At 72.5% G+C, this 11,703-nt stretch carries 6 protein-coding genes; 2 read left to right on the plus strand and 4 right to left on the minus strand.

All coding sequences use genetic code 11. The annotated features are described in order from the left end of the window. The first annotated feature begins 109 nt into the window (after nt 1–109). On the plus strand, nt 110–1,582 hold the full coding sequence (locus ACZ38L_RS36425; RefSeq protein WP_465701813.1) for an arabinofuranosidase catalytic domain-containing protein: 1,473 nt from the start codon (nt 110–112) through the stop codon (nt 1,580–1,582). Nucleotides 1,583–2,070: 488 nt separating this feature from the next. Here the strand turns inward: ACZ38L_RS36425 and ACZ38L_RS36430 are convergent, their stop codons facing one another. The 3 genes from ACZ38L_RS36430 to xylB form a co-directional block, all read right to left on the minus strand. Next, nucleotides 2,071–3,909: an LPXTG cell wall anchor domain-containing protein gene (locus ACZ38L_RS36430; RefSeq protein WP_465701815.1), complete on the minus strand. Its 1,839-nt coding sequence runs from the start codon at nt 3,907–3,909 to the stop codon at nt 2,071–2,073. Nucleotides 3,910–4,420: 511 nt separating this feature from the next. Next, nucleotides 4,421–5,581, minus strand: coding sequence for an ROK family protein (locus tag ACZ38L_RS36435; RefSeq protein ID WP_465701824.1), 1,161 nt, complete (start codon nt 5,579–5,581; stop codon nt 4,421–4,423). Between the two features lie 72 nt (nt 5,582–5,653). After that, nucleotides 5,654–7,096: a xylulokinase gene (gene xylB / locus ACZ38L_RS36440; protein WP_465701817.1), complete on the minus strand. Its 1,443-nt coding sequence runs from the start codon at nt 7,094–7,096 to the stop codon at nt 5,654–5,656. Nucleotides 7,097–7,196: 100 nt separating this feature from the next. On the opposite strand from xylB, the gene xylA reads away from it, so the two are divergent. Continuing rightward, on the plus strand, nt 7,197–8,369 hold the full coding sequence (gene xylA, locus ACZ38L_RS36445; protein WP_465701819.1) for a xylose isomerase: 1,173 nt from the start codon (nt 7,197–7,199) through the stop codon (nt 8,367–8,369). A 241-nt stretch (nt 8,370–8,610) separates the two neighbouring features. On the opposite strand, the gene ACZ38L_RS36450 is transcribed toward xylA, so the two are convergent. Next, nucleotides 8,611–10,995 carry a non-reducing end alpha-L-arabinofuranosidase family hydrolase gene (locus ACZ38L_RS36450; protein ID WP_465701822.1) on the minus strand — a complete coding sequence of 795 codons (2,385 nt, stop codon included), beginning with the start codon at nt 10,993–10,995 and terminating at the stop codon, nt 8,611–8,613. Between the last annotated feature and the right edge of the window lie 708 nt (nt 10,996–11,703).

The following is an 11,703-nucleotide window of genomic DNA, read 5'->3' on the forward strand; positions in this document are numbered from 1 at the left end:
ACCGCCAAGCCCTTCCGCTGGACCTACGACGGCACCCCACTCAAGGAGGCAGCCTGATCAACACCCCTCCACGAATTAACGCGGAGCAGCACTAGAACAGGGAGACGGCATGAGGGCAAGCGCATCCGGCGGCCGACGGAAACTCGGCAGACTCAGCGCCGGGATGGTGGTCATCCTCGGCGCGTTCGTCGGCACCACCGCCTCGACCGGTGCGGCGCACGCCGCGTCGCAGGGTCCGTGTGACATCTACCGGGCCGGCGGCACGCCCTGTGTGGCGGCGCACTCCACGACGCGCGCGCTGTACGGGTCGTACAACGGTCCGCTGTACCAGGTGCGGCGTTCCTCGGACGGGGCGATCACGAACATCGGTCTGCTCACCACGGGCGGGGTCGCCAACGCCGCAGCGCAGGACTCGTTCTGCGCCGGCACGAGCTGTGTGATCACGGTGATCTACGACCAGTCCGGGCGGGGCAACAACCTGACTCCGGCGCCCGCCGGCGGGGAAGTGCCGACCCCCGACAGCCCCGCCGACGCCACCGCGGCGCCGGTCACCATCGGCGGGCAGAAGGCGTACGGCGTGTTCACCTCGACCGGCATCGGGTACCGCGACGACAGCACCAACGGCGTCGCCACCGGAGACAGCCCCGAGGGCGAGTACGACATCGTGGACGGCACGCACTACAACAACGGGTGCTGCTTCGACTACGGCAACGCCGAGACCGGCAACCACGATGACGGCAACGGCACCATGGAGGCGATCTACTTCGGCAACGCCAGGTACTGGGACACCGGCGCCGGCAACGGGCCGTGGATCATGGCCGACCTGGAGAACGGCCTGTTCTCCGGCTCCAACGTGAACAGCCAGAATCCCGGCGACCCGACGATCAGCCACCGGTTCACCACCGCGATGGTCAAGGGCGAGTCGAACCAGTGGGCGATACGCGGCGGCGACGCCCAGTCGGGGAGCCTGTCCACCGTCTTCAGCGGACCGCGTCCTGCGGGCTACAACCCGATGCACAAGGAGGGCGCGATCCTCCTGGGCATCGGTGGCGACAACAGCGACGGCGGCGCCGGCACCTTCTACGAGGGCGCGATGACGGCGGGCTATCCCTCCGACGCCACCGAGAACGCCGTGCAGGCCAACATCAACGCCGCCGGATACGCTCCCGGCAGTGGCGGTGGCAGCGCCACCGGGGCCGTGCACGCGGATGGCGCGGGCCAGTGCCTGGACGACCCGTCCGCCGGCACGACCGGTGGCACCCAGATGCAGATCTGGGGCTGCAACGGTCAGGCGAACCAGACCTGGACCCACACCTCCTCGAACCAGCTGACCGTCACCAACAACGGCACGACGGACTGCCTGGACGCCAACGGCCAGGGCACCAGCCCCGGCACCAAGGTGATCATCTGGCCCTGCGACGGCGCGAGCAACCAGCAGTGGCGGTTCAACTCCGACGGCACCGTCACCGGGGTGCAGTCAGGGCTCTGCCTGGGCGTGACCGGAGGGTCCACCACCGCCGGCACCCCGGTCGAAATCTGGACCTGCAACGGCGCCAGCAACCAGCAGTGGAACCTCGGATGACCGCGTAGGCGCACGCTGCGCGACGACACCAGACCCACACGATGTGCGGTTGGCCGAGATGTCGGCCAACCGCACATCCCTACTCGGCCGGACCGGGCGGCTCCTCCGCCGGGCCGTGCACCGAGCCCGTTCCGCTGCGACGGGCAGTTTCCGGGGCTTCAACTCCGCAAGCGGCGGACCGTCGCGGTGCCAGGAGCCACCCCTGACGACCGGCTGCGGCCCGGCGCGGCGCCCGGCACCCTCCCGCCTCGAGCGGGCCGCGCACCGAGCGCCGCGCTCCCCGCTGCGGCTGGTCCACCCGCGCTCACCGGGTTCTGTCGCCCCATCAGGCCGATTCCGCAACCCGGATGGTGCTCGACCTGGCCCACGGCACCCGGCCGAGCACCCTGCGGGTGGAGCCGGCTCCCACACCGGTACCGACGCGTCCGACGGCCCGGCGCGCCCCACCGTCGGGTGGGGTGCTGCCGGACCGCCGGTCTGATGGAGGGTCACTTGCCGTGCGCACCCCTGCGGCGACGTCCACGTAGCACCAGCACGCTGCCGGCGGCGACGGCGATCAGGCCGCCGAAGGCGCTGTAGCGGACCGCGCCGCTCGTGCCGGTGAAGGCGAGGCTGCCCGCCGTGCTGCTCTCGGTCGGCCGGGCGGTCGGCGCGGCGCCCACGCTGCCCTGGGCGGCCTGGCCGATGACCGCGCCGGCCGCGGCCTGAGCGCGGCTTCCCACCGTACTGAAGGCGGAGGGGACCGGCGCGGCGGCGGTCGGGACGGGAACCGCCGCGGTCGGCGGGGCGGCGGGCGTGGGGCGGGTGGCCGCGACGGCCGTCGAGGCGGGCTTCAGCTGGAGGGTGGTGATCGAGTACGGCGGCAGCGTCTGACCGGCCGCCGTACCCCGCGCCGCCGTGGTCAGGGCGGTGGCGCCCTTGGTGTAGGAGACGGTGGTGGCCGTGCCCGGGGCCGGGGTGTACCCGGTGTAGGAGAGCGACACCTGGGCCGCGCTCTGCGGGTCCTTGTTGATCAGCATCACGTTCAGGCCGCCGTCGGTGGTGCGCACCGCGTGCACGGCCACCGACGGGTTCGCCGAGGAGGACCTGACCATGGTGTCGCCGGGCTGGGCCAGCGCGGTCAGCGAGCGGATGCCCCAGTAGGTGGGGAAGGGCGTTTCGCGGGCCGGCTCGCAGGTCCCGCCGGAGCAGGCTCCGACGGAGAGCACGCCCCCGTCCTGGTAGTCGGTCTGACCGTTGACAGTGGTGGGTTTGCCCGGCCCGTTGTGCAGGTCCCACCAGTCGACGCTGACGGCCCCCTGCTCGAGCCAGCTCATGTAGGTGTCCGGCGCGAACAGGGCCGCGGCCTGGCTGGTCTGAGCCGGTGACATGGCGCTGGAGGTCTCCGTGACCGCGATCTCCACCGAGGCGGCATGCGGGCCCGCGTAGGTGTCGAGCAGCGAGCGCACCGCGGAGGTGGTGCCGGCGATCTGGGCGGGGGTCTTCAGGATGTCGGCCGTACCGGCACCGCTCGGGTACCAGTGGATGATCACGAAGTCGATCGACTTGCCCGCGATGGAGAGCACCGTGCGGTTCCAGTCGGCGTTGTCGCCGGGACCCGTCACCCCGTCCGGCCAGGAACCCGGAGTGGTGAGCACCGCCCCGATCTTCACCGTCGGGTCCACGGCCTTCATCGCCTTCGCGTAGGCGAGCAGGTTGGTGGCGTACGCCGTCGGGCTCGTGTCGGCGTGGGTGTCCACCTCCCACTTGCTGCCGTAGTGCCCGTTGCCGGGAATCTCGTTGCCGATCTCCCAGTACTTCACGCCGTAGCCCTTGTCGACGTTGGCGTACCTGACCCAGTCGGCGGCCTCCTGGGGCGTGCCGGACCCGTAGTTGGCGGTGATGATCGGCTGGGCGCCGACCGCCTTCGCGGTGGCCATGAAGTGGTCGAAGTCGGTACCGGGCGCGGCCCAGCTGCCGCCGGTGACGGTGTGGGTCTTCCAGTGGTAGGCGTCCGCGACCGAGCCGCCGGGGAAGCGCAGCTGCCGGACTCCGGCGGCCTTCATCAGCGACGCCGCCGAGGGGTCGTTCAGGTAGGTGTCGTATACGGCCGTGTTGAGGCCGACCCCGGTGCTGGGCACCGTGCCCAGCGCGGTGCCGGCGTCGACGGTGACCGCGACCGTCGGCGCGGCGCTCGCGCCGAGCACCAGGGTGCCCGCGCCGGCCCCGGCCAGGAGGGCAGCCACCGCCCCCGCCACGATGCGGCGGCGGGTGGGGCTGCGGCGGTGCGTGCGGCCCCGGGGCTGCAGCTCGGACGGCGCGGCGGGTGTCGGTTCGTCAGGTGACACGGGTGGCTCCCGATCGGAGTGCGTGGATGCGGCAAGCGGGGCGGCTGACTGCGGCTCACCCCCGCCCTTCATCCCTCAGTGGCCGCCCGGCTCGGAAAGGTTGCCGCCCGGTCAGGATCCTTTTCGGCGCCGGAGCGGATCAGGCCGCGCACACCCAGCTGCTGCCGGAGCGCCCCCGGGAACCGGGCCGAACGCAGCTGTGGCCGACGGCTCGCGCCGTCGGCCATGCGCGCCCTCGCGGCCGTCGCCGTCGCGGCCGTCCTCCCGGCCGTGATCACAGCGCCTTGCGCAGCCACTCCACCACGCCGCCGACGTGCACCGCCGCCCGTGCCTTGGCGGTCTCCACGTCCGGTGGCCCGGTGGCACGTCAGCCCCGCCCGGCGGGCTCGCGGGCCGGCAGGTCGGGAGCCGGGCCGGCAGGCCGGGGACCGCAGCAGACGAGCCGGTCGAGCGACGGCCGACCGAGCCGCCACCGGCCCGGCCAGACCCGGCCCGCAGCCCGGCGAACCGGTCAGGCCAGGGGCAGGCGGGTGGGGTCCGCGATGATCTGGCGGGCCGTCAGCAGAGCCGCACCCAGCAGTGCGCCGCGCCTCCCCAGCACCGAGGGGCGCAGGGCTTCGGGCAGCCAGGGCCGGACCGTGACCCGGGCGGCCAGTTCCGCCCGCACCGCCGGCAGCAGCCAGTCGGCGAGCTCCGCGTAGGCACCGCCCAGCACGAGGCCGTCCGGGTCGATCAGGTTCACCGCCGAGGCGAGCGCGAGGCCCATGGCGTGCCCCGCCCGCTCCAGGGCCCGCAGGGTCGCCCGGTCCCCGGCGCCCGCCCGCTCGGCCAGCAGGGCCACCGGGTCACCGGTCCCGGCGAGCCCGGCCTCGCGCAGCACGGCCGCCCCGCCCGCGTACTGCTCCAGGCACCCGCGCGAGCCGCAGGGGCACGGCACGCCGTCCGGGTGGACGGGGAGGTGGCCGAGCTCACCGGCGAAGCCGCGGGCGCCCCGGAACAGCTGCCCGTCCACGACGAGGGCGGCGCCGATGCCGGCCTCGGCGGAGACGTGCACGAAGGTCTCGGCGCCGTGGTCGGCCTGCCAGTACTCGGCCAGCGCGCCGAGGTTGGCCTCGTTCTCCGGTACGGGCACGGTGTCCGGGTCGGGCCAGTGGTCGGCAGGGCGGACAGCGTGCCAGCCGAGGTTGGGGGCGTGCTCGACCAGGCCCTGCCCCGCGTCCGGCACCACACCCGGCACGGCCAGGACCCGGCCCTCGACGCGCAGACCGAGCCCGGCCGCCTCCGCCTGCGCCCCGGCGCCCAGTGCGGCGACCTCCGCCAGCACCTCGCCGGCCGACCGGCCGGCGTTGGCCCGCTCCACCCGCCGCCACACCCGGGGCTCGCCCCGCAGGTCGACGACGCAGGCGCCGAGGTGCGCGACGCCGATCTCCAGTCCCAGACCCGCGGGTCCACAGTCGCTCAGGGCCAGCGCCCGGCCGGGTCGGCCGACCCGGCCGTTCGGCGCGGTCTCCGTCTCGGTCAGCGCGCCCCGGCCGATCAGCTCGTCGACCAGGGAGGAGACGGCAGCCCTGGTCAGCCCGGTAAGGCCGGCGACGTCCGCCCGGGAGAGCCGGGGGAGCGGACCCTGCCCGGCGATCGTGCCGAGGACCACCGCGAGGTTCTGCCGGCGCATGTCCTGCTGCGAGGCCGGCCCGCCCTCCGGGTTCCTGCCCACTGCGCCGACCGCCACCTCGCGCCTTCCCTCCTACTGCTCCCGCGCCGGGGCGCCCTGCAGCGCTCCCGCCCGACGCAGGGTATCCGTGATCCTCTCAAGCGCCTCGCCGTCCCGTGCCACCGGCTCCAGCAGCGGGCCGTCGGCCGTCCGCCAGCGCCGCGCCACCGCATCGGCCGCCTCACCGGTCACCAGCGCGGCCGCCTGCGCCGCGGCGCCGAGCGCGACCAGCTCCTCGGCGGCCGGCACCCGGACCGCGCGACCGCTCAGGCGCAGCACGGTCCGCTGCCAGGCCCGCCCGCGGGCGCCGCCGCCGATCAGCAGCAGCGGCACGTCCTGGTCGGGGCTCTCGCCCGCCGCGCGCAGCACGTCGTCCAGGGCGGTGAGCAGGGCGTGGGCGGCGCCGTCGTAGGCCGCCTGGAGTACCTGGCCCGGGGTGGTGTCGTGGCGCAGGCCGTGCACCAGGCCGGAGGCGCCCGGCAGGTCCGGGGTGCGTTCGCCGTCGAGGTAGGGCAGCACCACCGCCGTGCCACCGCCCTCGACCTCCTCGCGGCCTCGTCCGAGCAGGGTGGCGAAGCGGTCGACGGCCAAGGTGCAGTTGAGCGTGCAGGCCAGCGGCAGCCAGTCGCCGAGCGCGTCGGCGAAGCCGGCCACGGTCCCGGTCGGATCCGTGGGGCGCTTGCGGCCGACGGCGTAGACGGTGCCGGAGGTACCGAGGCTGAGCACCGGCTGCCCGTGTGTCAGGCCGAGCCCGAGCGCGGCGGCCATGTTGTCACCGGTCCCGGTGGCGACCAGCGCCCCCTGGCGCAGCGGCAGGCCGGGGCGGACGAAGCCGACCGCCGTGCCCGGCGCGAGGATCGGCGGCAGCAGGGCGGGGTCCAGGGCGATCCGGTCGAGCACCTCCCGGTCGTAGCCGTCCGGGCCCCACCAGCCGGTACCCGAGGCGTCGCCGCGGTCCGTGGCCGGCTCGCCGGTCAGGCGCTCCGTCAGGAAGTCGTGGGGCAGCCGGACGGCGGCGACCCGGTCGGCGGCGGCGGGTTCGTCAGCGCGCAGCCAGGCCCACTTGGCGGCCGTGAAGGCGGCGGTCGGGACGCTGCCGGTGCGGCGGGCGATCTCCTCCCGCCCGAACCCGTCCCGCAGCCACGCGGCCTGGGGCGCGGACCGGACGTCGTTCCAGAGCAGGGCCGGCCGGACCGGGCGGCCGGCCGCGTCGAGGGTGACCAGCCCGTGCTGCTGGCCGGCCACCGACACGGCGACCGCGTGGTCCGCCCAGCCGGTCCCGGCCACCGCCTCGCCCAACGCCTGCCACCACTGTTCGGGGTCGCTCTCGCGTGCGGCGCCTTGGCTGACCGTGTGCGCGGCGCGCCCCCGGCCGAGCACGGTCCCGGTGGCGACATCGACGGCGAGGGCCTTGGTGGCCTGGGTGGAGCTGTCGACGCCGAGCACAACTCGCAGCGCTGCCATGCGTTCCTCCATCTGGGGGCTTCCTTCCGACGCCTCGGCATACTAATTTGTTTTTCGCCCTGACAAACATGTTTCCGGGCGGAACTTTCCCGGGCAGCGATCGGAGCCAGCAGTGACCAGCGACCCCCTCGTCCCGACCCCGGCCCACAAGTTCACCTTCGGCCTGTGGACCGTCGGCTGGCAGGGCCGGGACCCGTTCGGCGACGCCACCCGGCCTGCCCTCGACCCGGTCGAGACCGTGCAGCGGCTCGCCGGTCTCGGCGCGCACGGCGTCACCTTCCACGACGACGACCTGATCCCGTTCGCCTCCTCGGAGGCTGAGCGCGAGCAGACCGTCAAGCGGTTCCGCGCCGCCCTGGACTCGGCCGGCCTGCGCGTGCCGATGGCCACCACCAACCTGTTCACCCACCCCGTCTTCAAGGACGGCGCGTTCACGGCCAACGACCGCGACGTGCGTCGCTACGCGCTGCGCAAGACCATCCGCAACATCGACCTGGCCGCCGAACTCGGCGCCTCGGTCTACGTCGCCTGGGGCGGGCGCGACGGCTCGGAGTCCGGCGCGGCCAAGGACGTGCGCACCGCGCTCGACCGGCTCAAGGAGGCCTTCGACCTGCTCGGCGAGTACGTCGAGCAGCAGGGCTACGACCTGCGCTTCGCCATCGAGCCCAAGCCCAACGAGCCGCGCGGCGACATCCTGCTGCCCACCGTCGGCCACGCGCTCGCCTTCATCAACGAGCTGGAGCACCCCGAGCGGGTCGGCCTCAACCCGGAGGTCGGCCACGAGCAGATGGCCGGCCTGAACTTCCCGCATGGCATCGCCCAAGCGCTGTGGCACGGCAAGCTCTTCCACATCGACCTCAACGGCCAGTCCGGCATCAAGTACGACCAGGACTTCCGGTTCGGTGCCGGCGACCTGCGCCAGGCCTTCTGGCTGGTCGATCTGCTGGAATCCGCCGGCTACGAGGGCCCGAAGCACTTCGACTTCAAGCCCCCGCGCACCGAGGACTTCGACGGCGTCTGGGCCTCGGCCGCCGCCTGCATGCGCAACTACCTGCTGCTCGCCGAGCGTTCCCGCGCCTTCCGGGCCGACCCTGAGGTGCGGGCCGCGCTGGCCGCGTCCCGCCTGCCCGAACTCGCCACCCGCACCGCCGAGGACGGCCTGGCCGGCCTGCTGGCCGACCGCAGCGCCTTCGAGGAGTTCGACGTCGACGCGGCCGCGGCCCGCGGCATGGCTTTCGAGCAGCTCGACCAGCTGGCCCTGGAGCACCTGCTCGGCGCGCGCTGACCGAGTACGTGTCAGCCGCCCCTCTGCACACGAGGCACACGAGATGACGCGTCAGGGCCGCGGGAACACCTTCCTGCGGTCGGCTCCGAGCGATCGAGTTCCCGGAAACCGTCACCTTGGCCTCCGAAAGCGGCTGGGTGGCCGGGCCGTTCGCCACGCTGCCGTCACTGACATTGGGGGACCCCAGCCGACGCACGGCTGGGGTCCATCGATCGCGATCACCGTTGATCAGGCGGGCGGGTCAGCGCTGCAGGGTGAGAACGCCCGGCTGCCACGGCAGTTGGTCGTAGGGGCCGCTCGCGGTGGGGGACTTGCCCTGGTAGAGGAACTGCAGGTTGCAGGGGTCGATGGTCATGGTCTGGTCGGGGTTGTCGCGGACCAGGTCGCCGTGGCTGATGTCGTTGGTCCAGGTGGCGCCGCTGTTGGCCTTGCCCGCGAAGGGGTTGCTCTCGCCGGCGGCCTGCGGGGTCCACGAGCCGCTCAGGCTTGTGGCGGTGAACGAGCGGAAGTAGCGCTGCTCGTTCGCCCCCCGGGCCTCGACGATCATGAGGTACTGGTTCTGGCCCTGGACCTTGTAGACCTGTGGCGCCTCGAACAGGTTTTTCGCCGAGTCGCTCATGACCGTCGTGTACGAGGAGCCGAAGTTGCCCGGGAAGTTCCCGATCGGCATGCTCGCCCGGTAGATGTTGCCGTTGTCGCCGGCGAAGAACAGGTACATGTTCTGGTCGTCGGCGATCAGGGTCTGGTCGATCGGGCCGGTGCCGGAGTTGGGGATGCTGCCGGTGAACAGCGGCTGCGGCGCGGACCAGCCGTTGGGGTTGGTGGGGTCGCTCGACGTGCGGTAGATGAACGGCCACTGACCCCATTGGTAGGCCAGCACCCAGATGTTCTTGGGCGCGAAGTAGAACAGCGTGGGCGCCACCGCGGACTGGCTCATCCCGACCTGGCCGGCCGACGCCATCTCCGACCAGTTCGTGAAGGGACTGAACATCATCGAGCCGTACGACGATCCCGACACGGTGGAGGCGTAGACCAGGTGCTTGCCGTTGTACAGCACGTCGGTGAAGTCCTTCACCGCGGCCCACCCGTTCGATGGCTGCGCCAACGCACCCGTCGACGTCCACCGGTACGTCGACGGAAGAGCACACGTACCGCCCGTCGGCGTCGGTGTCGCCGACCCGGACGCCCTGAAGGTCCAGTGCTGGTTGGCGCCGCCGTTGGAGTCCCAGATCTGGACGGGAGTGCCGTTGGCGGTCTGACCGCCCGGAATCGCCAGCGCCCGGCCGCTGGCGACGTTGATCAGGGTGTAGGAGCCGTCGCTGTTCCGGGCGGCCTTCCAGTGCTGGTTGGCGCCGCCGTCGGAGTCCCAGACCTGCATCCTGGTGCCGTTGCCCGTCTGGTTGCCCGGCTCGTCCAGGACCCGGCCGCTGGCGACGTTGGTCAGGGTGTAGGAGCCGTCGCTGTTCCGGTTGGCCCGCCACTGCTGGTTGGTGGCGCCGCTGGCGTCCCACACCTGCGTGGGGGTGCCGTTGCCGTTCTGTCCCGCGTACTCGTCGAGAACACGTCCGGCGGCCACGTCGGAGAGCGTGTAGACGGCGCCGGAGGCGATGCCGCCGCCCGGCGTGCCGCCGCTGGCGCCGCCCAAGGCGGCGAGCACCGCGCTGTAGGCGGGCTTCTTGTTGCCGCTGCCGTCGAACAGCAGCGGGTTCTCGCCGGTGCGCCAGGAGTCGCTGTCGCGGATGCCCCACACCGTGATGCCCGTGCAGCGGGCGACGTTGAGGCAGGCCTGGACGGCGTTGGTGTACGCGGTGGCGGACGCCTGGGCGATGTCGAGCTCGGTGATCTGGACGTCCACGCCGAGCGCGGCGAAGTTGGACAGGGTGGTCTGGAAGCTGGCCGGCGGCCCGCCGGCGCCGAAGTGGCTCTGGAAGCCGACGCAGTCGATGGGCACGCCGCGGGACTTGAAGTCCTTGACCATGCTGTAGACGCCCTGGGTCTTGGCGTCGGACCAGTTCTCGATGTTGTAGTCGTTGTAGCAGAGCTTGGCCGAGGGGTCGGCGTTCCGGGCGGTGCGGAAGGCCTCCTCGATGAAGCCGTTGCCCAGCACGTCCTGGAACACGGAGCTGCGGTGCTGGCCGCTGCCGTCGTCGGCGAACGCCTCGTTGACCACGTCCCAGGCGTAGATCTTGCCCTTGTAGTGGGTCATCTCGGTGGTGATGTGGTTGTCCATCACACTGCGCAGGGTGCTGGCATCGGTGATGGAGCTGACCCAATTGGGCAGTTGGGAGTGCCAGACCAGGGTGTGACCGCGCATCCGCTGGCCGTGCGCGGAGGCGTGGCTGACGATCGAGTCGGCTGGGGCGAAGTTGAACGACCCGCGGGAGGGTTCGGTGGTGTCCCACTTCATCTCGTTCTCCGGGGTGATCATGTTGAATTCCCGGTCGAGAATGCCCGCGTACGTCGAGTCGCCGAGCCTGCCCGCGGACACCGCCGTGCCGAAGTAGCGGCCGCTTCCGGCCGCTGCACCGGCCAGGGTCGGCGTGCGGGCCTTCGGCGTGAGTGCGGCCTGGGCGACCAGCGGTACGGCAGCTCCCACGGCGGCGAGCACCACGGCGGCGGCGATCACGCGGCGGGTTGCCGGACGGCGGCGATGAGAACGTTTCTGACGTGGCAACAGCTTGTCCTTCTGACGCGGTGGGCCGTGGTCCCGGCCCTTGTTACCCGTCAGTTGCCGCTAGCCGCGGAAAGGTTGCCGGCACTGGCAGGGAATTCTCGGTCGAGCCGGAGATCGGCGCGGCGAGCCCGTCGCGAGCGGCATCCCCACCCTCGCCCGCGACGGCCGCGCCACCACGCCCACCCCGGGATCTCCTCGTCCGACCCGGCGGACACCACATCACCGCCGGCGCCACCCTTCGCCGACGAGCAGACCTGGGGAGCGGCCGTGCTCGGGGCGGGCGATCAGTCGTCGATGCTGGCCTGTTGCCAGCCGCCGTCCCGGACGTTTCCGGGGATGTGCCCCGGGTGCCGTTTCCAGTTGGGGACCGACTGTACGGTCTTCGGCGCTGCCCCGGCAGTAGTGGGCGAAGCCGCCCCCGAACCGGGGAGGTTCGGGGCGGCTTCGTCATGCGGGGAAAGTCGCTGCGCGGTGGCCAACCGACAGAATCCGACAACCTGCGGAAATCGGCGGATGCAACCGCCTCACTTCCCCCGATCTGAGAGATCATTTCCCGCGTCGCTGCTCTGACCCGAATCCGCAGGTAGTCCGGCGAGCGGTGGGCTGATACGGCGACAGGTGCCCGTGCTGGTTTGAGATGATCGAGGTTCTCTACGCCTG

This window comes from Kitasatospora sp. NPDC024654 (assembly GCF_055559155.1).

Coding starts and splice junctions, on each gene's coding strand:
- ACZ38L_RS36425 (WP_465701813.1), top strand. CDS start 110: ATGAGGGCAAGCGCATCCGGCGGCCGACGGAAACTCGGCAGACTCAGC.
- ACZ38L_RS36435 (WP_465701824.1), bottom strand. CDS start 5,581: ATGCGCCGGCAGAACCTCGCGGTGGTCCTCGGCACGATCGCCGGGCAG.
- xylB (WP_465701817.1), bottom strand. CDS start 7,096: ATGGAGGAACGCATGGCAGCGCTGCGAGTTGTGCTCGGCGTCGACAGC.